Here is a 25,632-nt window from a genome sequence, read left to right on the forward strand (position 1 = left end):
CGTCGTGCGCGACGTGCCCGCCATGATCGGCTAGACACCGTTCGCGCCTGTGGCAGACCACAGCTTCGACACGGGGTAAAGATGCACGCTCGAATGCTCCTCGCCGCAACCACGTTGGCCTCTTTCATGACACAACCGCTGCTCGCGGCCGAGTTGCGGACGCACGAAGCTGTCTACGACCTGAAGCTCGCCGAACCGACCGACCAGATTTCGGCGGTGGATGCGCGCATCGCCCTGCAACTGACTAAGAAGGAATGCGACTCGTTCGGCCTCGATTACCGCTTCGTCGCGCGCTTTCACCAGGACGACGAGGTCACCGTCACCGACCAAAGCACACGCACGCACGAGCGCACCGACGGCTCGCAAATGACGTTCACCACGCAAACCCTCGTCGACGGAACGGCGCAGGAGCGCGTCGAGGGCAAGGCCTCGACAGCGGGCGCGAGCACGACGGTCATCTACAGCGAGCCTGTACAGCGCGAGTCAACAATTCCATCTGCGAGCTTCCCGCTTCAGCACATCGCTCGCCTGATCGAGCGAGCCGAAGCCGGTGAGCGCATCGTCGAGGCCAAGCTCTTCGACGGCGATGCCGAGGCTGAAAAAGGCCTGACGACGACCTCGATCATCACATCAAGCGCTGAATCACCCACGGCAGCCATCGCTGATGCCGTGCGGGGACTGAAGTCCTGGCTCGTCACGGAATCGTACTATAACGCCGACAGCGACGACGACGGCCAGCCGATCTTCGAAACCCGCTATCGGCTCTTCGAAAACGGCGTGTCGGATGAACTCGTGATGAACTTCGGGGCCTATACCTTGGAGGGACGGCTCACCCGACTTTCCTACCTCGAGCCGGTGCCTTGTACCGCACCCGGGCGCCCGAATTGAAATGGTCCGCGGCGCTCGCCATATAAACGGCGCGAGCGCATCACTTGTCGGACACGGCGTTCTGGTGTATGCGCGCCGCTATTCCACACACGGATGTCGGGTTCAACGCGGGTCTCCGCTACGATCCCACCGGTGGCGTCTCGCCGAGGCGCTCTGATCCGTGGAGGCACTAACCGGTTCAAAGGAACGAACACGATGGCACTGCCCGATTATTCCATGCGTCAGCTTCTCGAGGCTGGCGTTCACTTCGGTCACCAGACGCATCGCTGGAACCCGAAGATGGAGCCGTACATCTTCGGCGCCCGCAACAACATCCATATCATCGACCTCGCGCAGACCGTGCCTCTGCTGCACCGTGCGCTGCAGGCCGTCTCCGACTCGGTGTCGCGCGGCGGCCGCGTGCTGTTCGTCGGCACGAAGCGCCAGGCGTCCGAGATCATTGCGGATGCGGCTGACCGCTCCGCCCAGTACTATGTCAACGCCCGCTGGCTCGGCGGTATGCTGACCAACTGGAAGACGATCTCGAATTCGATCCAGCGTCTGCGCAAGCTCGATGAGCTGCTCTCGGGCGAGGCCCATGGCTACTCCAAGAAGGAGCGCCTGACGCTTCAGCGCGAGCGCGACAAGCTCGACCGCGCGCTGGGTGGCATCAAGGACATGGGCGGCGTGCCGGACATGATCTTCATCATCGACACCAACAAGGAAGCGATCGCGATCGACGAGGCGAAGCGCCTCGGCATTCCGGTGGTGGCCGTGGTCGACACGAACTGCGATCCCTCGCGCATCGACTATCCAATTCCGGGCAACGACGACGCGGCTCGGGCGATCTCGCTCTACTGCGACCTGATCGCGCGCGCCGCGGTCGACGGTATCGGTCGTCAGCAGGGCTCGATGGGCGTCGACATCGGCGCGATGGAGGAAGCTCCGGTGGAGCCCGCCCTCGACGAGGCGGATGCCTCGAGCGAAGAGCAGGCGACCCCAGCCGCGGCCTGATCCGCACCCAAACCTTTGCAGCCGACGGTGCGTCATGGCGCCGTCACCTGTCCGGCGCACCTTTTCTTCCGGGGAACGGTGCGCCCTTTCTTTATAGAGGCCGACTGATGACGATTTCCGCTTCGATGGTGAAGGACCTGCGCGAGAAGACCGGCGCGGGCATGATGGACTGCAAGACGGCTCTCGCCGAGACCAACGGCGACATGGAGGCCGCAATCGACTGGCTGCGCGCCAAGGGCATCGCGAAGGCCGACAAGAAGTCGGGTCGCACCGCTGCCGAGGGTCTTGTCGGCGTCGCGTCGGAGGGCGCCAAGGCCGTCGTCGTCGAGGTCAACTCCGAGACCGACTTCGTTGCGCGCAACGATGCGTTCCAGCAGTTGGTGCGACAGACCGCCGAGGTCGCGCTGACCACCGATGGTTCGGTCGAGTCGGTCGGTGCCGCTACCAATCCGACCAGCGGCAAGTCCGTCACCGACACCATCAAGGACGCGGTCGCCACGATCGGCGAGAACATGAGCCTGCGGCGCGCTGCGATGCTCGAGGTCCCACAGGGCGTCGTCGCGACCTATATCCATAACGCGGCGGCGGACGGCCTCGGCAAGCTGGGCGTGCTAGTGGCCATCGAGTCGGCTGGCGACCCGGTGGCACTCAACGCTTTCGGCCGTCAGGTCGCGATGCACGTCGCCGCCACCAATCCGCTGGCGTTGACGGACGGTGAGATCGACCCAACCGTCGTCGAGCGCGAGAAGGCCGTCTTCTCCGAGCAGGCTCGTCAGTCCGGCAAGCCCGAGAACATCATCGAGAAGATGGTGGAAGGGCGGCTGCGCAAGTTCTACGAGGAGGTCGTCCTCCTGAAGCAGAACTTTGTCATCAACCCGGACCTCACGGTCGAGAAGGCGCTCGAAGCGGCAGCGAAGGACGCTGGAGCGCCTGCCAAGATCGTCGGATTCAAGCGTGTCGCCCTTGGTGAGGGCGTCGAGCGGGAAGAAAGCGATTTCGCGGCCGAGGTTGCTGCGGCAGCCGGCAAGAAGTAAGCGCGAATTCGGCTTCAGGGTCGGTGATGCATTGGGCCGTCCGCCTTGAGAAGCGGACGGCCTTCCTGTATCGGAACCCGGTTGCTCGAACAGGTGCATGATATGACAGTCCGATTCCGCCGCGTGCTTCTCAAGGTATCGGGCGAAGCGCTGATGGGCGGGCAGGGGTTCGGCATCGACGTCGCGGTTGCCGATCGCATCGCGATGGATATCCGTGACGCGCGCGCACTTGGCGTCGAGATCTCCGTCGTGATCGGCGGCGGTAATATCTTCCGAGGCGTGGCGGTCGCGTCGAAGGGCGGGGACCGTGTGACCGGCGATCACATGGGTATGTTGGCGACAGTCATCAACGCCTTGGCGCTTCGTACCTCACTGACGAAGATTGGCGTCGATGCCATCGTGCTGTCGGCCATTGCCATGCCCGAAATCTGCGAAAGCTTCTCGCAACGGGCTGCGCTGGCTCACGCAGCTGCCGGGCGTGTGGTGATCTTTGCCGGCGGAACAGGCAATCCCTTCTTCACGACGGACTCCGCAGCCGCCCTGCGCGCCGCCGAGATGGGAGCGAACGCCCTTTTCAAGGGCACGCAGGTCGACGGCATCTACAGTGCGGACCCGAAGCACCATCCCGACGCCGAACGCTACGATACGCTGACACACGATGAAGTGCTCAACCGTGGCTTGGCCGTCATGGACGTTACGGCAGTTGCGCTTGCTCGTGAGAACAGGATCCCGATCGTTGTGTTCTCGATCCATGAGGAAGGGGAGTTTTCCCGTATCCTGACCGGAGGCGGACGTTCGACGATTGTATCGGACTGACCGCGAGCGATCGGAAACCAAAACCTAGAATGCCGGCAACAACTTACGAAGGATACGCAATGGCCGCCCTAGACCTGAACGAACTGAAGCGCCGCATGGACGGAGCGATCACCTCGTTTCGGAGCGATCTTGCGGGCCTTCGTACCGGTCGCGCGTCCGCGAACCTGCTCGACCCAATTGTGGTGGAAGCCTACGGTTCGCAGATGCCGCTTAACCAGGTTGCGAACGTGACAGTGCCTGAGCCCCGGATGGTTGCGGTTTCCATCTGGGACAAGTCGATGGTGGGAGCGGTCGAGCGCGCGATCCGCGAGTCCAGCCTCGGCCTCAACCCGATCACCGACGGAACCACGCTGCGCATCCCGCTTCCGGAACTGAACGAACAGCGCCGCAAGGAACTGGTGAAGGTTGCGAACACCTATAGCGAGAACGCACGCGTCGCGGCCCGCCATGTGCGGCGAGACGGCATGGATATGCTGAAAAAGGCCGAGAAGGACGGGGACATCAGTCAGGACGACAGCCGCGTGATGGCGGACCGCGTTCAGAAGATGACGGATGAAACCATCTCCGAGATTGATAAGGCGCTTGCCGTCAAGGAAGCTGAAATCATGCAGGTATAAAGCTGCATCTTTCGGGCACGGTGAACCGTCGGTCGGAACCTCGCAGCCAAGTGGTGGAACAGATGCGGCATCCGCAACACGTCGCGATCATCATGGACGGCAATGGTCGCTGGGCGAAGGCCCGCGGCCTGCCGCGCACGATGGGGCATCGGCGCGGCGTGGAAGCCGTTCGAGAAGCGGTGCGAACGGCCCGTGAACTCAACATACGCTATCTCACCCTGTTCGCCTTTTCGTCCGAGAACTGGAAGAGGCCACCGGATGAGGTCACAGAACTCCTACGACTGCTGAAATTCTTCATCCGTCGCGATCTCGCGGAGCTGCATCGCGAGGGGGTACGCATTCGTGTGATCGGTTCCCGCAGCGATCTCGCACCCGAGATTCGAAACCTGCTGGAGGAAGCCGAGCAGCTGACGGCAGCCAACGATCGGAACACGCTGATCATCGCCTTTAACTACGGCGCACGTGACGAGATGGCTCGAGCGATGCGCCGCATTGCCGAGAAGCTTGTCGCCGGCGAGGTCACTGCGGAGCACGTGACACCGGACTACCTCGATGCGCATCTGGATACCGCTGGAATTCCGGATCCGGATCTGATCATTCGCACGAGCGGCGAACTGAGACTTTCGAACTTCCTTCTGTGGCAAGCGGCCTATTCCGAGTTCGCGTTCCTGCCATGCCTTTGGCCGGATTTCGATCGACGGGCCTTCGAGGAAGTCATCCAGAACTTCGGGCAGCGGGACCGCAGGTTTGGCGGTCTATCCCGGGAGATCGCGTCCTAGCGATGGGTCTTGGGCTTGCGCGTATCCTGAATGCTCCAACTTGGACGGATCTGCGCTCGCGATTGATTTCGGCGATCGTGCTTGGCGTTGCCGTTTTGGTTCTGACCATTATCGGCGGCGTGCCGTTCCGCATTCTCTGTTGTATGGCGAGCGTCATCGTCTTCGACGAATGGTCGCGCATGACGCGTGCGAAGAGGGCGGGCGATATCTACGCGTTCGCGCGGCGCACGCTCTTTGTATCTCTTGTCGCCTTCTTGTTTGAGTATCACGGCATCGCGCTGCTGATTGTGGCGCTTGCAACGGCCTTTATCGGCATTGTCGACCGGGGTGAACGCAAAGCGGATTGGGTGATGGGAGGCCTCGTCTATTCGGCGTTGGCCGGAATGGCGCCGGGCATTCTAAGAGACGGTGGTCCGGAAGGATTGGCGGTTTTGGGTCTCGTCATCTGCACCGTGTGGGCGACGGACGTGTTCGCATATTTCACCGGTCGGAGCGTCGGTGGACCCAAGCTCATGCCGCTCGTTTCACCAAAGAAGACGATTTCCGGGGCGGTTGGTGGCCTCATTGCGGGAACGGTCTGCGCGGCGGCGTTCTCATACTGGCTGACCGATGAGGTGACGTGGTTGGTCGTGCTCCTTGCCGCGGTGCTTTCGATTGTCGGCCAAGCTGGAGACCTTTTCGAGTCGTGGATCAAGCGCCGCTTTGGTGTGAAAGACTCCGGTCGCTTGATTCCAGGACATGGCGGACTCATGGATCGCATCGATGCGCTGATCGTCTCCGCCGCTGTCGCCCTCCTGTTCGGAATTGCCGTGGCAGGCCTCGATCATCCCGCGCGCGCCATTTTTGCCTTCTAGCCTATAGAATGCGGACAACACGGATCGCGTTGACGATCGGAACCCTCCCATGGAAAGAGACTGATGGACATCGCAGGCTGGTTGGGTGCGTTGTGGGATACGACGTTGATCAAAGTCGTACCCTTCCTGTTCGTTCTCACGGTCATCGTATTCTTCCATGAGCTCGGACACTATCTGGTCGGGCGCTTATCCGGCATCCGCGTGGATGCGTTCTCGGTAGGCTTTGGCCCTGAACTCGTAGGCTTCAACGACCGCAACGGTACGAGATGGAAGCTGAGCGCGATCCCGCTCGGGGGATATGTCAAGTTCTGGGGTGATGAGAACGCGGCGAGTGTTCCAGACGCTTCGGCGGTGGCGCGGATGTCGCCCGAAGAGCGACAGGGCGCCTTTCCGGCGGCTAGTGTCGGACGCCGCGCCGCTACGGTGGCAGCGGGTCCGATTGCGAACTTCATTCTGGCAATCGCAATCTTCGCAGGGACGGCCTACGCCAGCGGTATCGTGATTGGTGATCCGGTGGTGGCCGAGGTTCGCGGCGGATCGCCCGCGCAGGCCGCCGGTCTCGCGCCGGGAGATCGCATCCTGGCTGCCGATGGGAATGCCATCAATACATTCGCCGATCTGCAACGGTATGTCGCCTCACGAGCCGGAGTTCCGATCGCGCTAGAGGTCGAGCGATCCGGCGCTCGTACGCCTATAACCGTCACGCCGCGTGAAGAGACCCAGACCGACAATTTCGGCAACGAGTTCAAGGTGCCCGTGATCGGTATTGTCGCGAGCAATGAGAGCGCCTCGTTCCGGACAGTCGATCTGGGAGTTTGGGACGCGCTTGAGTATGGCGTTTCGCAGACCTGGTTCGTGACCGAGCGTACCGTCGCCTTCATCGGTGGGATCTTCGGAGGCAGTCAGGACAGCGAACAGATCGGCGGTCCGATTCGGATCGCGCAGATGTCGAGCCAGGTTGCAACGCTCGGCTTCGCGCCCCTGCTGAACCTCGCCGCGCTGCTCTCCGTATCGATCGGACTCTTGAACTTGCTACCGATCCCAATGCTGGATGGTGGACACCTGATGTTCTACGCGGCCGAGGCCGTTCGCGGACGTCCGTTGAGTGAACGGGTTCAGGATGTGGGATTCCGGATCGGGCTCGCTCTCGTCATGCTTCTTATGGTATTTGCGTTCTGGAACGATCTGACCAGCCTGACCTGATGAGTCGGTTGCACGATCGATCGGGGGTTTGATGGGGAAATTTGCAGCACGTTAACCATACGCCAGGGGCGGCGTGGCGGCTTCGCAACGGTTTTCCGTTTCCTAAACGGAATCCCGCCAGTTTGGTTGAACGTGTCTGCAAAGCCGATACAAACGGGTGCGACCACGCGTAGGTCGCGCCGATATTCGGCGGAATAGGAAAAGGTAGTGGTGGTATGAAGGCTGGGTCGAAGCTTATGAGCGCGCTGTCGGCAGCTGCTCTTTCGTCCACCGTGCTCGCAGCTTCCGCGATCAGCATTCAGCTGGCCACGTTGTCCGAAGCTGACGCCGCTGTCGTCAATCGCATCGAGGTTCGCGGCAATCAGCGCGTAGATGCCGATACGGTTCGAAACCTGACGCAGATCCGCACGGGTCAGAACATTACGGATGCGGACGTCGACGCAGCGGTGACGCGCCTGTTCGCGACCGGGCTTTTCTCCGATGTCCGCGCCAATCAGAGCGGCGGGACGCTGGTTGTCAACGTGGACGAGAATCAAATCGTCAGTGACGTCGTCTTCCAGGGCAATAGCCGCATCAAGAACGAGCAGCTGCAGTCTATCGTTCAAACGTCCTCTCGACAGCCCTACAATGCGTCGACCGCGCAGGCTGACGTCGACGCGATCAAGGCCGCCTATGTTCGTACCGGGCGGTCGGATGCGACTGTCACGGTGCGCACGCTTCCGGCCGAAGGAAACCGCGTCAACGTCGTCTTCGACATCAACGAAGGCGACCGCACCAAGATCGACACGATCAACTTCGTTGGCAACAACGCCTTCGGCGACGGGCGGCTGAAGGAAGTCATCTCGCTGCGCGAGTCTGGTCTCTTCTCGTTCTTGCAGAAGAATGACATCTATGATGAAGACCGTCTTCGCGCGGACGAGGAGACGCTTCGGCGCTTCTACTTCAACCGAGGGTATGCCGACTTCCGCATCGTCTCGTCGGTTGCCGAGCTGGATCCGACGAAGAACGCCTACTTCATCACCATCACGGTCGAGGAAGGGGAGCGTTACGTCTACGGCAACGTCAACATCGACTCGACGGTCCCCGGCATTGATGGTGAGACGCTGCGCGGCGAACTCAAGACCAAGTCCGGCGACACCTACAGTGCCGAGGACGTCGAAGAGTCGCTCGTCAACCTGACGAATGCGGTCGCCAATTCCGGCTACGCCTTTGCGCAGGTTACCCCGCGCGGGGATCGCGACTTCACCAATCATACGATCTCGATCAACTACGTCATCGATCAGGGGCCGCGCGCCTACGTCGAGCGGCTCGAGATCCGCGGCAATACCAAGACTCGCGATTACGTCATTCGGCGCGAGTTCGACGTTTCGGAAGGCGACGCCTTCAATCAGGTTCTCGTTCAGCGCGCGAAGAAGCGGTTGGAGGGACTGCGCTTCTTCAAGAGCGTCAACGTGTCGACGGCACCGGGGTCCGAACCCGACCGGGTGATCGTCATCGTCCAGGTCGAAGAGCAGTCTACGGGTGAGTTCTCGATCGGCGGCGGCTACACGACCGGCGGCGAGAGTTCGGGCCCGGTTGCGGAGATCGGCATCACGGAACGAAACTTCCTGGGCCGTGGGCAGTTCGTGAAAGTCTCCGCCGGGTTCGGCGAAGACACTCGTTCCTACAATCTGTCGTTCACCGAGCCCTATTTCCTCGGTCGTCGTCTGGCAGCTGGCTTCGACCTGTACCGCACCGAGAATTCGTCTTCGACCGCCTACGATATCGTGCGCAATGGTGGAGCACTTCGTCTCGCCGCGCCGATCACGGAAGACCTCACGGCGCAGGTCGCCTACAACTACAAGCAGGAAACGTTTGGAGACGACCAGGGCATTGCGTTACGGGATGCAACCGGCAACTTTATTCTGGGACCGACGGGTTATATCTTCACGACCTGCGCGGATCCGATCGCACCGCTCTACACCGCGTCGCCGATCATCAATCAGGCTATCTGTGATAGTCCGTACTCGACGTCGTCGGTATCCTACGCGCTGACCTACAACACGCTGGATAATCAGCAAGACCCGCGCAATGGTTTCTTCGCGCAGGCGGGCCAGGAGGTCGCAGGCCTTGGCGGAGACGCGCAGTTCATCCGTACGACGGGTCGCGCGTCCTACTTCAGCCTGTTGTCGGAAGAATACGACCTGATCGGTCAGCTGAGCGGTGGCGCCGGTAACGTGACGGCGCTTGGTGATGACCTCCGAGTGTTCGATAACTTCTTCAAAGGTCAGGACATCGTCCGTGGCTTCAAGTACCAGGGTCTCGGCCCCCGCCAGAACGGCGTGGCGATCGGTGGTACGAACTACGTGAACGCCTCGGCGGAGGTTACCTTCCCGCTACCGCTCGTCTCGCGCGACTTCGGCTTCCGAGGTGCGGCTTTCGCCGATGCTGGGTCGCTTTGGGGTCTCGACAACATCGAAAACGAGTTTGGCATTCAGGGCGAGGACTTCTCGCTCCGCGCGTCGGCAGGTATCGGCTTGATTTGGGCCTCTCCGTTCGGCCCGCTCCGGGTCAACTACGCCCAGCCTCTTGCCAAGGAAGATTTCGACCGGACGCAGGAGTTCTCGTTCGGTTTCTCGTCTCGCTTCTAAACCAGGAACGAGACGAGACGGTTCGAATGAGTGAAAGCTTCTTCAAGCGCGGTCAGCCGATGACGCTGGCGGCGCTTGCAGCGCTTTGCGGCGCCTCGCTTGAGAATGGTGACCCGGCTGATGTCGTGGTCGACGGTATCGCTGCATTGGATACGGCGGGACCACGCGACATCGCGTTCCTGGAAAATCCGAAATATGGCGGACTGCTCGCGGAGACGCGCGCTGGCGCCGTCATCACCAGCAGGCGACACCGGCACTTGGCTCGTGCGGGATTACCGTTGTTGATGACTGCCCATCCGTCCGCGGCGTTTGCGACGGTTGGGCGGACGCTCTTTCCAGATGCCCTCAAACCCCAACGCCTGACTTCGCCCGGCATATCTGCGCAAGCGCATGTGTCGTCATCTGCCGTCGTCGAAGACGACGTTACGATCGAACCATTCGTGGTGATTGCTGACGGAGTTCATGTTGGTTCGGGGACCGTCATCTCAGCAGGCGCCATGGTCGGGCCGGGTTGTCACATCGGGCGTGACTGTTCTATCGGTCCGGGCGTTTCGGTTCAGCACGCGCTGATCGGGAACCGTGTAATACTCCATCCCGGCGTTCGCATCGGCCAGGATGGCTTTGGTTACACGCCCGATCGCAATCAGCTAACGAAAATGGTCCAGATCGGGCGCGTGATCATCCAGGACGATGTCGAAATCGGCGCGAATTCGACGGTTGATCGTGGCGCGGTGCGCGACACGGTCATTGGCGAAGGCACGAAGATCGACAACCTTGTTCAAGTTGGGCACAACGTTGTCATCGGGCGGTCCTGCGTCATCGTCGGACAAGTGGGCATCGCTGGAAGTGTGACCCTTGGCAACGGGGTTTCAGTCGGCGGCCAAACCGGCTTCAAGGGTCACGTCACTGTCGGAGACGGTGCACAGATCGCAGCTGTGAGTGTTGTGGCAGGCGATGTTCCTGCTGGCGCACGATGGGGCGGCATGCCGGCGAGGCCGGTTCGGGAATGGATACGGGAGATGGCGACACTGACGGCCATCGCCAAAGATCGACGAGGGGCCGAACGTGACGACGGAAATGGCAACGACGCTTGAGAGCGCCGACATCCAGAAGATTTTGGAGTTGCTGCCGCATCGCTATCCGTTCTTGATGGTCGATCGTATCACGGCGATCGATAAGGATCGGAGTGCGATCGGACATAAGAACGTCACGGCAAACGAACCGCATTTTCAGGGCCATTTCCCGAACTACCCGGTCATGCCGGGCGTGTTGATCATCGAGGGGATGGCCCAGACGGCAGGCGCTATCTGCCAACTCGCGACAGGTGGCGATAATAGTTCTATCGTCTACTTCATGACGATTGACGCCGCAAAGTTCCGTAAGCCAGTCGTCCCAGGAGATCACCTCCAGTATCACGTCAAACAGTCAAAGAAGCGCGGTAATATCTGGAAGTTCGATTGCGTCGGTACCGTCGACGACGCTCGTGTCGCCGAGGCATCGATCAGTGCGATGCTCGTTGCGGCCGGCGCTCGTTGATCTGATGCTCGAGGCTGCAGTCCATCCGACCGCCATCATCGAGTCAGGCGCTGAGATCGGGCAGGGGAGTCACGTCGGCCCCTTCTGCGTTGTGGGCTCGCGGGTCCGATTGGGTGCGAACTCAATCCTACGTTCGCATGTCGTTCTTCAAGGACACACGACGATCGGCGATGGGGCCAATATCTTCCCGTTTGCGGCGATCGGCAACGATCCTCAACATCTCAAATATCAGGGTGAAGAAACGAGGCTCGTGATTGGGCGCAATTGCCTCATCCGAGAACATGTCACTATGAACCCGGGAACGGTGCAAGGTCGATCGGAGACCACGATCGGTGATAACTGCGCATTCTTCACCGGTTCGCACGTAGCCCATGATTGCCATCTCGGTTCCAACGTTACGTTGATCAACAACGTGATGCTGGCCGGACATTGCACGGTCGGCGACTACGCCACGATTGCCGGAGGTTCTGGGATCCATCAGTTTACGAGGATCGGGCATCACGCATACATCGGCGGCTTAGCTGCCGTCGAAGGCGACGTGATCCCGTTCGGGATGGTGCTCGGCAACCGCGCCTACCTGTCCGGTTTGAATGTGATTGGCATGAAGCGCGCTGGGTTCAATCGAGACGCGATCCGAAACGTGCGGAAGGCCTATCGAATGCTCTTTTCCGACGACTTGACCTTCCGCGAAAACATCGACGAGGTGGAAACCGAATTCCCGGATGATCCGCTAGTTCAGGATCTGCTCGGCTTCATTCGTGCGGGTGGCGATCGCGCGATATGTTTTCCCCGCAGCGTTCGTCCGGCGTAATGCGCAGCAAAAGCCATGGCCGCTGACGGTCGGATTGCGATCTTCGCTGGCGGTGGATCGCTTCCGAGAATCGTGGCGAGACGCGCATCGGAACAGGGTCTATCGCCGTTCATCATACCGATTGCCGACGGTTCATCAGAAGGTTGGTCGGACTATAGCCATCGGCACTTTCCTTGGTCCCGAACAGGCGACGTGTTCGGGTTTCTGAGGCGTCTGGGCATAGTCCAGGTTTTGTTCTGCGGTACGATCTCGGTTCGACCCGACTACCGCTCACTTTTGCCGAGCTTACGAACGCTGTTGATGCTTCCCGAGCTCTTCCGCATCGTTCGCGGCGGCGACGACAGCATGTTACGAGCCGTCGCCGGAGCGTTCGAGCGGCGTGGGTTTGAGGTGGTATCGGTCCAATCCATCGCACCGGAACTGGTAACTCCGAAAGGCGTGGCGACCTTCCGAGAACCCGACAACCGTGAGACGCTTGCAATCGGACGCGCCTACGAAGCAGCCCTACGACTCGGTTCTGTTGATGCAGGACAGGCTGTCGTTGCATCTGCCGATCGTATTATCGCGCTCGAAGGTATCGAAGGAACGCGTGAGATGCTCAACCGCGTTGCCGAGTTGCGTTTGAGAGGACGCATTGGCCGTGCAGAACCCTGTGTTCTCTTCAAAGCCTTCAAACCGCAGCAGGACGAGCGTTTCGATTTGCCAAGCATTGGCGTTGAGACTGTTCATGAGGCGACGGCAGCGGGACTGGCAGGTATCGCCCTGACAGCTGGCCAATCCCTAATCATCGGCCATGACGATGTCCTGGGAGCGATGAACCAAGCCGGCCTTTTCCTCGTCGGCGTCGATAGCGAACGGTTGGCGTGAAGGTCGCTTTCGTTCTTGGCGAAGAGTCGGCCGACCGTATCGGGGCTGATATCGCGGCAGCCCTCAAGGCACGGCTCGGAGAAAGCTTTCATCCCATCGGCCTAGGTGGGCGCGCTATGGGCGCACAGGGACTGAGCAGTCTATTCCCGATCGAAGAATTATCGATCGTTGGACTGGGTGCCATTCTGGCTCGCTTCCCACAGCTCCTCGCGCGCCTTCACCAAACCGTTCAGTTCCTGCTGAAGGAGCGACCGGACGTCATCGTGACGATCGACAGCTTCACTTTCACCAATCGGGTGGCACTTCGCGTCAAGAAGGCTTGGCCGACCGCGCGTATCGTCAACGTGGTACCACCAGCCGTGTGGGCGTATCGTCCTCACCGGGCGACGAAGCTCGCTCGTGCGGTTGAACACAGCGTGAGTCTCTTTCCGTTCGAACCCGAGGTTCTCGCTTCGCATGGCGGCCCACCAGCCACCTACGTTGGTCATCCCCTCCTATCTCATCCCCACCTTCAGCCAATCCTAGAACGAGATGCACTTGCGGGGATGAGATCTCCGCATTCCCCGCCGCGTTTGGTTGTCCTTCCAGGATCGCGGCGAAGCGAGGTCTCCCGCCTGATGAAGGATTTTGGTCGTACGGCCGAGATACTACGGAAGATGCATCCTGCCATTGAGATCTCGCTGCCGACGCTCCCGAGGGTACGATCAAACGTGGAGCGCGAACTCGAGTCGTGGGCAGTCCGCCCAAACCTGGTCACATCCGAAAGCGGTAAGTGGGACGCCTTTGCACAGGCCGATGCTGCGCTCGCCGCATCAGGTACCGTATCCCTTGAACTGGCTCTAGCCGGCGTCCCAATGGTACTCGCCTACAGGCTCGATCCGATTGGATACATGATGCGTCACCTTGTGACCGGGTGGACTGCCGCGCTGCCCAACTTCGCGGCCGGACATCCACTCGTGCCGGAGCATTTCCACGAGTTGATTCGCCCTGAAACCTTAGCACGGCGTCTTTCGAGGCTTATCAGCGACACTCCGGAGCGTGCCGCGCAACAAGCGGGCTTTGTGGAGATCCGTCGGCGCATGAACGTTGCACGGCCGCCTGCAGAAGCAACTGCGGACATCATATTGAGCGTCGCGACACAGAAAAGGGGCGCCGCAACGACGCCCCTGACCACAGTATAGATAGAATCTTGTATCAACTTACCCGCGTTGATCAATGCCGAGATAATCACGACGTGGCGCGCCGGTGTACAACTGCCGGGGTCGCCCGATGCGCTGCTGCGGGTCTTCGATCATTTCATTCCACTGCGCGATCCAACCGACCGTGCGTGCGACTGCGAAGAGGACCGTAAACATTTCGGTTGGGAAACCCAGAGCCTTCAGCGTGATGCCCGAGTAGAAGTCGACGTTCGGGTAGAGCTTCTTCTCGACGAAATACTCGTCGTTCAACGCGATATGCTCAAGCTCCATCGCGACCTCCAACAACGGGTCGTCCCTGATACCGAGCTCGTCGAGGACCTCATGACAGGTCTGCTGCATGATCTTCGCGCGCGGGTCATAGTTTTTGTAAACGCGATGACCGAAGCCCATCAGGCGGAAGGGATCGTTCTTGTCTTTCGCCCGCGCGATAAATTCGGGGATACGATCCTTCGTCCCGATCTCGCCCAGCATATTCAACGCGGCTTCGTTCGCCCCACCGTGGGCCGGTCCCCAAAGGCACGCGATGCCGGCGGCAATACAGGCGAAGGGGTTCGCGCCCGATGAACCCGCAAGACGAACCGTTGATGTGGATGCGTTCTGCTCGTGATCGGCATGTAGGATGAAGATGCGATCCATCGCCTTGGCGAGCGTCGCGTTAATATGGTACGGCTCGCAAGGAACTGCGAAGCACATATGCAAGAAATTTTCTGCATATGTCAGATCGTTGCGCGGATAAACGAATGGCTGACCGATGTGATACTTGTAGGCCATTGCAGCCAAGGTCGGAGTCTTGGCAATCATCCGTATCGAGGCAACCATACGTTGGTGAGGGTCGGTGATATCAGTCGAGTCGTGGTAGAAGGCCGACAATGCGCCGACGGAGCCAACCATGACCGCCATTGGATGGGCATCTCGCCGGAAGCCCGTGTAGAAGCGGGACATCTGCTCGTGAACCATTGTATGGCGGGTTACACGATAGACGAAGTCTTCCTTCTCGTGTGCCGTCGGCAGCTCACCGTAAAGCAAGAGGTAGCAAGTCTCGAGGAAATCGCCCCGCTCAGCCAACTGGTCAATCGAGTAGCCGCGATGCAGCAAGACACCCTCATCACCGTCGATGTAGGTGATCTTGGACTCGCACGATGCCGTCGACGTGAAGCCCGGGTCGTAAGTGAAGAGGCCGGTGTTCTTGTAGAGAGACGCGATATCGACGACGTCCGGACCGATCGTGCCATGACGGAGCTGAAGCTCCGCGTTCTTGTCGCCAAGGACGAACTTTGCAGCTTCCGTCATTGATGTCCCTTTCCGGTAGTATGCGTGACTGCGTCCGTGGACGACAGACGTTCATGGAGCTCGCCGGTGTCTAACAAATGAGCTCAGGCCGAGTGAGTTTTGATCATGGAAGATGCTGCACCGCAATGCCCTGGCAATGGAGATATCAGCGTGACTGATCACGCAAACGCGCGAGGGATTCGCCTCGCCCGAGGACGGCGAGGACATCGAAGACGCCCGGAGATGTCGACCGTCCCGTCAAAGCGGCACGTAGCGGCTGCGCGACCTTCCCGAGCTTGATGCCCTTTTCTTCGGCGAAGGTTGTAACGACAACCTGCAACTCGGCCGCGGTAAACGCTGTGTTCGCATCCAGGCGGGGTAGAAGATCGGCAAGAAGTGCACGGGCATCGCTGGAGAGGATGGCGGACGCTTTATCGTCGAGCTCAAGCGGCCGTTGGGCGAACAAAAAGGCAGCGCCATCAACCAGCTCCACCAAGGTTTTCGCTCGTTCTTTCAAGCCGGGCATTGCGGCGAGCAGTAGGCGTCGCGTGGTGGCGTCATCCGCGACACCCAGGATGGAGCCGTTGGGCAAGACATCGCGATCCAGCATCACCCGTTCCACGAGTTCCTCGTCCGAACTCGCGCGAATCCAGTGGCCATTGATGGCATCAAGCTTTGCGAAGTCGAGACGCGCCGCTCCCTTATTGATGTCCGATGCCTCGAACCAGGAAACCATTTGATCTGTGGTCATGATCTCATCGTCGCCATGGCTCCAGCCCAAGCGAACGAGATAGTTTCTAAGCGCAACGGGTAGATAACCGAGCGCGCGGTAGGCCTCTATGCCAAGCGCGCCATGCCGCTTGGAAAGCTTCGCCCCGTCAGCTCCATGAATGAGTGGGATATGAGCCATGATGGGCACGTCCCAACCCATGGCGTCATAGATCAACGTTTGGCGTCCGGCGTTGGTCAGGTGATCGTCACCACGTATGATATGCGTGACGCCCATATCGTGATCGTCGACGACGACGGCGTGCATGTAGGTCGGCGTCCCGTCCGAACGCAGAAGGACAAAGTCGTCGAGATCCTTGTTTGGAAAGCGGACATCGCCCTGGACGAGATCCCGTACCAACGTTTCGCCTTCAGTCGGACTGCGAAGGCGTATCACCGGCTTCACACCGACAGGGGCCTCGGAAGGGTCACGGTCGCGCCAGCGTCCATCGTATCGTGGCGGACGCTTCTCGGCGATGGCGCGCTCCCGCATCTCCGCCAACTCTTCGGGCGTCGCAAAGCAGAGGTAGGCTTTGCCAGCCTTGAGAAGTTCTGCGGCAACTTCACGATGGCGAGCGGCTCGCTCGAACTGCGAGATGGGTGGTTCATCAGCTTCTAGACCCAACCATGCAAGACCGTCGATGATGGCGTTGACCGCGGCATCGGTCGACCGCTCGCGATCGGTATCCTCGATACGCAGGAGCATGCGACCACCCGTGTGCCGAGCATAAAGCCAGTTGAACAGCGCCGTACGCGCACCGCCGATGTGAAGGTAGCCGGTCGGGGAGGGCGCGAAGCGCGTAACAACAGATGCAACCATGAAGCCTCGCTGCGTAACGGCCGACCAACGACGAATTTGCCGGTGGAAGACCTCAATCTCCTTCGCAGGAAGCGATCCCCGCGGTGCGCAGGTGTGTAGCATAGCGAAGGTCGGGGACAAGCGGAGCAGATCGTGTCGGCACCGCAACAGCATATGCAAGCCCGATCGATCCTCAATCCCTTCCTTGTCACCTATCGTCATCGCGTTGTGACGACAGCGAACGATCTGCTGGATTTAGAAGCGAAGGCCCGCTCGGCGTTCGCGTTATGGCCGATCTCGATGGGGTTCGGCATCGCCGCCTTCTACGCAGATCAGTTCATCGTACCCGTGTCTGTCTTGCTCTGCGGGCTCGTGTCGGCCGTGATCGCGATCGCTTGCTACCGCTCACGCCCCTCCATCCATCTCATGGGTATCGTCGTCCTTGGATTGCTTGCCGGCCAGGGCCTAGCGCACGTTGAAGTGTCGCGGACGAAAACCACGATCATATCCGGCGATGCAACGACTCGGATTGTGGGACGGGTTCTTGGTCGCGAGACCGATGACCGCGGCCGCCAGCGGTACAACCTCAGACTCATTTCGACCGATCGGCCGACACTTTCACGTCCACCGGAACGGGTTCGAATTCTTGTTTCAGCGCGCCATACGCCCTTGGCGATCGGCTCGCTCTACCATGGCCTCGTCCGGCTTCGGCCTCCGGCAGGTCCCGCCTACCCAGGCGGTCATGACTTCAGCTTTGCGCCCTACTTCGATGGCCTCGGAGCGTATGGTTTCGCCCTCGGCGTTCCGAATTCGTCGCTCACGACCACGCTGACCGTCTCGGACCATCTCACTCGTCTCCGCCTATCGATGGGCGAACGAATACGAGATGAACTTCCAGGAGCCGTCGGCGCTGTTGCGTCAGCGCTTATCACAGGAGAACGTGCCGGCATCCCGCAGGCCATTGAAGACGATCTTCGTGCGACGAGCCTCGCGCACATCCTATCGATCTCCGGTTTTCATATGTCGTTGGTCGCGGGTTTTTGCATGGTGGCGGTCCGCTGCCTACTCGCATGCTTCCCGTCCGTTGCACTTCGGTGGCCGATACGCAAGGTGGCAGCCTTCGCAGCACTGGTGGCGACAACATTTTACCTCCTGCTGAGCGGCGACAACGCTGCGACGGTGCGCTCATTCATCATGATCACCTTGATGCTCGGAGCTGTGCTGATCGATAGGCCGTCACTCACGTTACGCAACGTCGCACTTGCAGCGGTAATCGTCATGGTTCTCACACCGCATGCCGTACTGACCGCAACGTTCCAGATGTCGTTTGCTGCAACGGCAGCTTTGGTCGGCGCCTTCGGTGCTTACGCGCGTTGGCGATCGGGGGAGGAGGCGCAGGGCGCTCGAACAGAGCGCAGCGTGTTCCAGTCCATCTATCTCGCACTGGCTGCTGCCGCTCTTTCGGCCATCATCGCTGGCATGGCGACGGCACCGTATGGTGTCTACCAGTTCCAACGCGTCGCGCCGTTCGGCCTTGTGGCCAACCTAGTTGCAACGCCGATCTTCAGCTTCTGGGTCATGCCGTTGGCGCTTGTATCCGCGCTTGCCATGCCGTTCGGGCTCGAACGCATTCCGCTCACCGGCATGGGATATGGCCTCGAGCTATCTTTCGTGCTCGCTCGTCATTTGGCGACCTGGTTACCCGATCAGGCAACAGGACGCATCAGCACAGCGAGCCTGCTTCTCTTCACGCTCGCGATCCTAGCTTTGTCATTCTGCGCATCGCGCCTACGGTGGTCGTGCATTCCACTTGCACTAGCGGCAGTCATGTACCTGCCGCCAAAGGCCGAGCCGGAAGCCGTTCTATTCGAAGATGGTCGTCAACTCGCACTTCTGATGCCAAGCGGCATCTTGCAGACGCCCTCTAATCGGCCGAACCGTTTTGTTACGGAACAGTGGCTTCGGGTATTCTCGCTCGTTCCGGGTCGAAATACGTCGCCGAGCTTCTTGTGCAGCGGCGGCATCTGCCGAGCAGAAACGCGGTCGGGAGTTCGGATCAGTTGGACAGACGACTGGCGCAACTGGCCTGCAGTTTGCGAGGATGCCGATGTTGCGATCGTGGCTCGGGCTATCCGCTCGACGGAATGCCCTGATGGTGGGCTTCTCGTCACGCTGAGAAGCTTGCGACTCTCCGGTAGTCTCGCAATCTCCAAGAACTCCGCCGGAGTCACCATCGAACCATCGGTCGATCCAGATCGTCAGCCATGGAACGCCCATCGTAGAGAGCCATGGCCAGAGTTTTGGCGGCGTTCAGACGCGACGACCGCTCGCACGATAACCCTTAGTGATACCGTCGGATCAAGCCAACGAGACGCCCTTGAACCTTGACGCGGCTCGCTCGCAGTTCGCGGGTTTCGTAAGCCGGGTTGGCAGCTTCGAGAGAGATCATGTCACCTCGCCGACGAAACCGCTTGAGGGTCGCTTCCTCGTCATCGACGAGCGCAACGACGATCTCACCCGCCGAGGCATTGTCGGTCTTCTGAATCAGAACCGTGTCGCCATCGAGGATACCGGCGTCCACCATGGAATCACCCTTCACCTCAAGGGCGTAATGCTCACCGAGCCCAATCATCTCCGCTGGCAAGGCAATCGAATGCGTATTCTGCTGGATGGCGGAGATGGGGACGCCGGCCGCAATCCGTCCCATGACCGGTATAGCCATAGCCTCACTATCGGGCACGACGTCACGATGCGCTGACGCACGGGACGCGTCTTCACGCGAGCGACGGGCAGAAGAGAGATCGACGACCTGTGCGGCTTTGGTGGTCACACCAGCGTCCGGCGATTTAATCACCTCGAGAGCGCGAGCGCGGTTCGGCAGACGCCGGATGAATCCGCGTTCCTCAAGGGCCGTGATGAGGCGGTGAATGCCGGACTTGGACTTAAGATCCAATGCGTCCTTCATTTCGTCGAACGACGGCGGAACGCCGGCGGATTGCAGACGCTCCTGAATGAAGACCAGCAACTCATGCTGCTTTCGCGTGAGCATCGTATGATTCCCGACCAAAACAAACCCTGAACAAACGGTATCTGTTCCTCTTGTGTTCCGCAAGAGATCAGGCCAGGCGAATATACTCGCATCGATCGCCTGCTGATGCCTTTGGCGCGTTTGCTGGGCGGACCAAGAGGGCGTCCGCTTGAGCGAAGATCGACAGAAGCGAGGAGTCCTGTCGCGCCAGTGGTTCGATACGGGCTCCGTCGCCCGTCACATCCAGTCGGGCCCGCATGAATTCGGTCCGGTGATCGTTGGGCGGGAGGTCACAAGCAAGGCGACCACTCTCGCGACAGGATGTGTGTTCGTATCCCTGCATGCGGCGGATCAGCGGAACCAAGAACACGGTGGCTGTCACCAAAGAGGACGCTGGGTTGCCAGGAAGGCCGAGAACGCGCGTCCGCCCATAACGTCCTGCCATGAGCGGCTTGCCCGGACGCATGGCGACCTTCATGAAATCGAGCGTTACTCCGTGCATCTGGAGTCCCGATGCGACGAGATCGTGATCTCCAACCGACGCGCCGCCAATCGTGACCAAGATATCGATCTGGGCAGCAAAGGCTTCGTGGAGGCACCGATCGAGTTCCTCCATACGATCGCCGACGATGCCGAGGTCGATCACCGAGGCGCCCGCGCCTTCCGCCAGGGCAGCGATGCCGTAGACGTTCGACGCAACGATTTGATCGGGTCCGACCGGCTGACCCGGCCGGACGAGTTCGTCTCCGGTCGACAGGATCCCAACCTTTGGTTGCCGGCAAACGACGACGTCAGGATGTCCACCGCTTGCAACAAGGGCAACTGAGGCCGCTCGCAGGCGCGAACCAAGCGGAACGAGCAGGTCGCCGGACGTGAAGTCGTTTCCGCGTGGGCGGACATGCCTGCCGGTTTGGGTGCTACTGCGCAGCATGACCGAGTCGTCAGCACGGTCGACGTCTTCTTGCAGAACCACGGCATCAGCGCCAAACGGCATGGGCGCGCCGGTGAAGATGCGAACACATTCGCCGAAACCGACAACTCCATCGAAGCGCCGACCGGCGGCTGACTCACCGATCAGGCGAAGCGTCCGCTGCGTTTGCGTGTCGGTCGCGCGCACCGCGTAGCCGTCCATGGCTGACGCGTCGAAATCCGGTTGGGTACGGATGGCCCGGATATCCGCGCCTGTGACGCGGCCGGCTCCCTCTCGAAGGCGGACGACCTCATTCTCCCGCACCGGCTGCACACCGGCCAGCACCCTGTCGATCGCCTCTTCTATAGGAAGCATCAGGCGGTCCAGTCTCCTGATCGGCCGCCACCTTTCTGAACCACCCGCACGGCCGTCATCGACATCGTGCGGTCGACCGCCTTCGCCATGTCATAGATCGTCAACGCACCGACCGTAACAGCGGTCAGGGCTTCCATTTCCACGCCCGTCTTACCAGAGAGACGGACCTCTGATCGAAGCCGAATGCCGGGCAGCGCCGGCTCGAAATCGAACTCCAGCGCAACCTTCTCAAGCATCAAAGGATGACAAAGCGGAATGAGTTCGGAGGCTCGCTTGGCGGCCATGATGCCGGCGACACGTGCGGTCGCCAGAACATCCCCCTTCTTCAGGTTGCCCTGCCGGATAAGCTCTAACGTTTCGGGCTGCATGACGACCAAAGCTTCCGCCTTGGCGAAGCGCACGGTGACGTCCTTGTCGCCGACGTCCACCATCACGGCTGCTCCCGTCGCGTCCAGATGGGTCAGACGGTCCTCGCTCATACAGAGGTTCCCACCGTCCCGAGAAGCGCCCGTGTCGCGCTTTCGACATCTGCCTCGCGCATGAGGCTTTCTCCGACCAGGAACGCATGCATTCCGCGGCGTTCCAGACGACGACAGTCGCTGTGGGTCGCGATGCCACTTTCACCGACGAGAATGCGGTCGGACGGTATGAGCCTCGCCAGGCGTTCACTCACGGCGAGATCGGTCACGAATGTCCGTAGGTTGCGGTTGTTGACGCCGATAAGCGGCGAGCGGAGCTTGAGAGCGCGCTCGGCCTCCGCTTCATCATGCACCTCGATGAGAACGTCGAGTTGCCATTCATCCGCGGCAGCCTCCAACTCCTGAGCGAGAACGTCATCGACGGCAGCCATGATAACGAGAATGGCATCCGCGCCCCACGCCCGCGCTTCCACGACCTGATAGGGGTCGAACAGGAAATCCTTACGTAAGACAGGGAGTTGCGTGGCCTCGCGCGCCTCGACCAGATACTTCGGATGACCCTGAAATGACGGCGCGTCGGTCAGAACGCTGAGACAGGCAGCCCCGCCTTTTTCGTAGGCGCGAGCGAGCTCTGCCGGCGCGAACTCCTGACGTATCAAACCTCGCGATGGACTTGCCTTTTTGATCTCGGCAATCAGTCCGAAAGCCCCACGTTGTCTCTGCCTTCGAAGAGCAGCGGCGAAGCCGCGAACTGGGGTCGCATGGCGCGCTTGTTCTTCGATTTCAGGAAACGGAACTGCAGAACGAGCGGCGGCGATTTCCGCTCGCTTGTAGATTTCGATCTGCGCTAGGATGTCGGTCAATGCAGCCGCTCCTTTTGGGCGCGTGAAACCTCGATGAGCCGTTCAAGGGAGGCGAGCGCTCGTCCATCGTCGATGGCTTCGCTAGCAGATGCCAGTCCCTCCCTCAGCCCGCCGACACGACCGGCGACCATCAGAGCACCCGCGGCATTCAAGAGAACGATGTCTCGATAAGCTCCTCTCGCGCCATCCAAAACGGCACGTAAAGCGGCAGCGTTGTGAACTGCATCGCCTCCAACGATGTCCTGCAAGGGACGAGGCTCCAAACCATATTCGTCCGGAGTGATCGTGCGCTCGGTAATCCCACCGTGCTCCAGATGGGCGATGCGCGTCGGTCCGCAGACCGTGATTTCATCGAGCCCGTCACCGTGAGCTACGATCGCGTTCTCCGCGCCAAGGGCTTGCAGTGCATCGGCGACAGGCCGAACCCATTGTGGTGCGTACACGCCGACGAGGAGCCGCCGCACGCCAGCCGGATTGGCAAGGGGACCCAGCATGTTGAAAATCGTTCGAGTCCCCAGTTCAACGCGACTGGGGCCTACGAACCGCATCGCCGCGTGATGGTTGGGTGCGAACATGAAGCCGATACCGGCCTCGGAGATCGTACGCGAGATGGCGTCCGGGGTGAGATCAACCTCCACGCCGAGAGCCTGGAGGACATCGGCGGATCCCGATCGCGACGACAAAGCGCGATTGCCGTGCTTGGCGACTGTCACGCCACATCCCGCTACGACAAAGGCTGCACAGGTCGAGACATTGAGCGTGCCGGCGTGATCGCCTCCCGTTCCGACGATGTCGACCGCACCATCGGGAGCCTGAACCGCCGTCATGTTGCCGCGCAGAACATCGACGGCTCCGGCGATCTCCTCGACGGTTTCGCCACGGACGCGAAGCGCCATGAGGAATCCACCGATCTGAGCGGGGGTCGCCTCGCCCGACATCAGGATCGCGAACGCGGCGCGCGCTTGTTCGCGATCGAGCGACCTGCCTTCGGCAACCTGCGAAAGAAGAGGCTTCAAGCCCTGACTCATCGCACGTTCAGCCGTGCTTGATCGATCGTTGCTGGATGCAGCTCAATCGGGATTTGTCGGCGCAGAGTTTCGACGTAACCCTGCTGCAAGTCGTTTCGCAGGGTCGCCGAAAGTGTCTCTCGCGTTTGACTGCTGACCTGCGCTGCCGGATCTGCGACAGGGACAACGGCATCGACCCGCAGAACGATGGCGTCGCCGGATTCAAGCGCAGGGGTTTGTGCCACGATGCCTTCGGGACCCGAAAACGCGGCACGCGTTCCAGCTTCGCCGAGAACGGCTGGCCCACTCGTCCGGGTGATTGCCGGAGCCGTTTGCACGGCGATACCCTCGGTCCCAGCGATGCTGGCAAGCGTTTCGCCCTTGCGGACTCGCGTGGCAAGCGCCTCGGCCCGATCGATCAAAAGGCGTTGCGCTTCATCGTCCTGCCAGGCGGCGACCACGCGGTCTCGCACCTCGTCGAGGCTTCGGTCACGCGCCGGAGTCACACTTGTGACGGTATAGAAAACGTAATTACTGCCACCGTAGTTGATCGGCGTCGTCGCAGCATTCGGCTCTGCTTGAAAGGCCGCCTGGAGAAACTGGGCTCGATCGGGGATGCCGGGAACTTCGTTGCCATCCATCGCGCGACCCTGACCATCGATATTCTCGATCGTCCGAACCGCTAGGCCTGCCTGCGATGCAGCCTCCGGAAGGGGAGCCCCGCTGCCCAAAGAGTCGCTGATGGAATTATACGCCTCGGTCAGCCGCGCGTTTGCCCGTTGCCGTGCCAACTCGGTGCGGATCTCGTTCGATACGTCCTCGAGTGGACGTGTTTCAGACGGCCGAACGTCTGTGACGTTGATGATGGTCGGCCCAAATGGACCGGCGATGACCGGGGTCGGTTTGTTGGGTTCCGCTGAAAACGCCGCGTCCGCAAGTGCACCAACAGGGAGAGCCGACTTTGCAACGAGGCCCAGGTCCGTAATGTCAGTCCCGCGAGCCTTCGCCGCGTCAGAAAGACTGCGACCGCTTGCCATATCCGCTACCGCACTGTCAGCAGCAGCTTGGTCCGCGAAAACGACTTGTTGAACCTGGCGCCGCTCCGGTGTGGTGAAACGTGACTTCTCGCTCTCGTAGAAGGTCGAGACGTCTGCCTCACCGATCTCGACCGGTTTCGAGAAGGCATCGGTTGATAGATCGACGAACGAGATTGTCCTGTATTCCGGCGCCCGATAGCTCTCGAGGTGCTCGGTGAAATAATCATCCAACTCATCGGCGTTCGGCTGAGCGATGGCTTCTCGAGTCTGCGGCTGAAGCTGGACGAACGAAACGTCGCGTCGTTCGCCACCATAAGCACCCAACGCGTCGACGAATGCCGTCGGGACGGACGCTCCACCGGAGACGCTGTCGAGGAGTTGCCCCCGCTCTGCCTCGTTTCGCAACTCGGCGAGGTATGCCGCTTCAGAGAAGCCTGCATTTGCCAGGACACTCCGCATCTGCTGTCGCGAAAACTGCCCGGCCTGATCCTGGAACGCCGGCTGCTGTTGGATGAGACCGACGAGTCCCTCATCGCCGACGCCAATCCCCAATCGGCGCGCTTCTTCCGTGAGAACAGCTGTCGACGACAAGATCGACAAGGTTTGCTGGTCGACACCGTAGATCTCAGCTTCCTCGGCGCTGGGGCGACGACCGATCTGGTTGGCGAGCGTCTGCAGCCCCTGTTGGTAAGCTGTTTGGTATTGTGCTGCGGAAACATGCGTCGATCCGGCGGTCAGGACATCGCGTCCCGCGCCCTGCGGTCGCAGAAAATCAGCGATACCCCATCCGACAAAGCTGACGGCGAGTCCTCCCAGGAAAACCTTTGCTACCCAACCGGAGGCGCCTCGACGCAGCTGCTTCATCATCGGTGGCGCTCTCCTGCCTCTCCGGTTTGACCTTGCGTGACGGCAATAGGCATTTCGTCTTGC

The 25,632-nt window shown here is 60.6% G+C and carries 23 protein-coding genes; 15 read left to right on the forward strand and 8 right to left on the reverse strand.

The features are described from left to right. The first annotated feature begins 93 nt into the window (after positions 1-93). The 14 genes from BLQ76_RS09640 (at position 94) to lpxB (ending at position 14,209) form a co-directional block, all read left to right on the forward strand. Complete coding sequence (locus BLQ76_RS09640) at positions 94-888, forward strand: EipB family protein (protein ID WP_170842537.1); 795 nt, start codon at positions 94-96, stop codon at positions 886-888. Between the two features lie 195 nt (positions 889-1,083). Beyond that, positions 1,084-1,881, forward strand: coding sequence for a 30S ribosomal protein S2 (rpsB, locus tag BLQ76_RS09645; protein ID WP_090672425.1), 798 nt, complete (start codon positions 1,084-1,086; stop codon positions 1,879-1,881). Positions 1,882-1,988: 107 nt separating this feature from the next. Then, the gene (gene tsf / locus BLQ76_RS09650) at positions 1,989-2,915 is read left to right on the forward strand and encodes a translation elongation factor Ts (RefSeq protein ID WP_090672428.1); all 927 of its coding nucleotides are present in this window, start codon (positions 1,989-1,991) and stop codon (positions 2,913-2,915) included. Positions 2,916-3,017: 102 nt separating this feature from the next. Next, entirely contained in the window at positions 3,018-3,731 is a 714-nt protein-coding gene (gene pyrH / locus BLQ76_RS09655; protein ID WP_090672750.1) for a UMP kinase, read from the forward strand. A gap of 59 nt (positions 3,732-3,790) precedes the next feature. Further along, positions 3,791-4,348 (forward strand): ribosome recycling factor, encoded by a 558-nt coding sequence (frr, locus tag BLQ76_RS09660; RefSeq protein WP_090672431.1) that lies wholly within the window; start codon positions 3,791-3,793, stop codon positions 4,346-4,348. Between the two features lie 20 nt (positions 4,349-4,368). Further along, a complete protein-coding gene (locus tag BLQ76_RS09665) occupies positions 4,369-5,127 on the forward strand; it encodes an isoprenyl transferase (protein ID WP_280140060.1) in 759 nt (252 codons plus the stop codon). A gap of 2 nt (positions 5,128-5,129) precedes the next feature. Further along, positions 5,130-5,981 carry a phosphatidate cytidylyltransferase gene (locus BLQ76_RS09670; RefSeq protein WP_090672434.1) on the forward strand — a complete coding sequence of 284 codons (852 nt, stop codon included), beginning with the start codon at positions 5,130-5,132 and terminating at the stop codon, positions 5,979-5,981. Between the two features lie 63 nt (positions 5,982-6,044). Next, positions 6,045-7,184, forward strand: a complete 1,140-nt coding sequence (gene rseP, locus BLQ76_RS09675) for an RIP metalloprotease RseP (RefSeq protein ID WP_090672437.1) — start codon at positions 6,045-6,047, stop codon at positions 7,182-7,184. 215 nt (positions 7,185-7,399) lie between these two features. Next, the gene (gene bamA, locus BLQ76_RS09680) at positions 7,400-9,814 is read left to right on the forward strand and encodes an outer membrane protein assembly factor BamA (protein ID WP_090672440.1); all 2,415 of its coding nucleotides are present in this window, start codon (positions 7,400-7,402) and stop codon (positions 9,812-9,814) included. Between the two features lie 26 nt (positions 9,815-9,840). Then, positions 9,841-10,908: a UDP-3-O-(3-hydroxymyristoyl)glucosamine N-acyltransferase gene (gene lpxD / locus BLQ76_RS09685; protein ID WP_090672443.1), complete on the forward strand. Its 1,068-nt coding sequence runs from the start codon at positions 9,841-9,843 to the stop codon at positions 10,906-10,908. After that, positions 10,880-11,350: a 3-hydroxyacyl-ACP dehydratase FabZ gene (gene fabZ / locus BLQ76_RS09690; RefSeq protein WP_170842538.1), complete on the forward strand. Its 471-nt coding sequence runs from the start codon at positions 10,880-10,882 to the stop codon at positions 11,348-11,350. The genes lpxD and fabZ overlap by 29 nt, the downstream gene beginning before the upstream one ends. Positions 11,351-11,354: 4 nt before the next feature. Beyond that, positions 11,355-12,161, forward strand: coding sequence for an acyl-ACP--UDP-N-acetylglucosamine O-acyltransferase (gene lpxA, locus BLQ76_RS09695; protein WP_090672755.1), 807 nt, complete (start codon positions 11,355-11,357; stop codon positions 12,159-12,161). Positions 12,162-12,176: 15 nt separating this feature from the next. Beyond that, positions 12,177-13,028 carry an LpxI family protein gene (locus BLQ76_RS09700; protein WP_090672448.1) on the forward strand — a complete coding sequence of 284 codons (852 nt, stop codon included), beginning with the start codon at positions 12,177-12,179 and terminating at the stop codon, positions 13,026-13,028. Then, entirely contained in the window at positions 13,025-14,209 is a 1,185-nt protein-coding gene (gene lpxB, locus BLQ76_RS09705) for a lipid-A-disaccharide synthase (RefSeq protein WP_090672451.1), read from the forward strand. Before BLQ76_RS09700 ends, lpxB begins: the two co-directional genes overlap by 4 nt. A gap of 18 nt (positions 14,210-14,227) precedes the next feature. On the opposite strand, the gene gltA is transcribed toward lpxB, so the two are convergent. Together gltA and gltX are read right to left on the reverse strand one after the other, a co-directional pair. After that, entirely contained in the window at positions 14,228-15,517 is a 1,290-nt protein-coding gene (gene gltA / locus BLQ76_RS09710) for a citrate synthase (protein ID WP_090672454.1), read from the reverse strand. A 145-nt stretch (positions 15,518-15,662) separates the two neighbouring features. Continuing rightward, on the reverse strand, positions 15,663-17,084 hold the full coding sequence (gene gltX, locus BLQ76_RS09715) for a glutamate--tRNA ligase (RefSeq protein ID WP_090672457.1): 1,422 nt from the start codon (positions 17,082-17,084) through the stop codon (positions 15,663-15,665). A 132-nt stretch (positions 17,085-17,216) separates the two neighbouring features. Between gltX and BLQ76_RS09720 the strand changes: the two genes are divergently transcribed. After that, positions 17,217-19,451: a ComEC/Rec2 family competence protein gene (locus BLQ76_RS09720; RefSeq protein WP_139183975.1), complete on the forward strand. Its 2,235-nt coding sequence runs from the start codon at positions 17,217-17,219 to the stop codon at positions 19,449-19,451. Here BLQ76_RS09720 and lexA read toward each other — a convergent pair. From lexA to BLQ76_RS09750, 6 genes are all read right to left on the reverse strand, one after another. Beyond that, the gene (lexA, locus tag BLQ76_RS09725) at positions 19,405-20,112 is read right to left on the reverse strand and encodes a transcriptional repressor LexA (protein WP_090672462.1); all 708 of its coding nucleotides are present in this window, start codon (positions 20,110-20,112) and stop codon (positions 19,405-19,407) included. The two genes, BLQ76_RS09720 and lexA, sit on opposite strands and share 47 nt — an antisense overlap. Before the next feature lie 67 nt (positions 20,113-20,179). Beyond that, positions 20,180-21,376 carry a molybdopterin molybdotransferase MoeA gene (locus BLQ76_RS09730; RefSeq protein ID WP_090672465.1) on the reverse strand — a complete coding sequence of 399 codons (1,197 nt, stop codon included), beginning with the start codon at positions 21,374-21,376 and terminating at the stop codon, positions 20,180-20,182. Further along, complete coding sequence (gene moaC / locus BLQ76_RS09735) at positions 21,376-21,855, reverse strand: cyclic pyranopterin monophosphate synthase MoaC (RefSeq protein WP_090672468.1); 480 nt, start codon at positions 21,853-21,855, stop codon at positions 21,376-21,378. The genes BLQ76_RS09730 and moaC overlap by 1 nt, the downstream gene beginning before the upstream one ends. Further along, positions 21,852-22,658 (reverse strand): indole-3-glycerol phosphate synthase TrpC, encoded by an 807-nt coding sequence (gene trpC / locus BLQ76_RS09740; RefSeq protein WP_090672471.1) that lies wholly within the window; start codon positions 22,656-22,658, stop codon positions 21,852-21,854. Before trpC ends, moaC begins: the two co-directional genes overlap by 4 nt. Then, positions 22,655-23,686 (reverse strand): anthranilate phosphoribosyltransferase, encoded by a 1,032-nt coding sequence (trpD, locus tag BLQ76_RS09745; RefSeq protein ID WP_090672473.1) that lies wholly within the window; start codon positions 23,684-23,686, stop codon positions 22,655-22,657. Before trpD ends, trpC begins: the two co-directional genes overlap by 4 nt. Continuing rightward, positions 23,683-25,569, reverse strand: a complete 1,887-nt coding sequence (locus tag BLQ76_RS09750; protein WP_170842539.1) for a SurA N-terminal domain-containing protein — start codon at positions 25,567-25,569, stop codon at positions 23,683-23,685. The genes trpD and BLQ76_RS09750 overlap by 4 nt, the downstream gene beginning before the upstream one ends. Between the last annotated feature and the right edge of the window lie 63 nt (positions 25,570-25,632).

It is taken from the genome of Aureimonas jatrophae, from assembly GCF_900104035.1.
Classification (GTDB): Bacteria; Pseudomonadota; Alphaproteobacteria; order Rhizobiales; family Rhizobiaceae; genus Aureimonas; species Aureimonas jatrophae.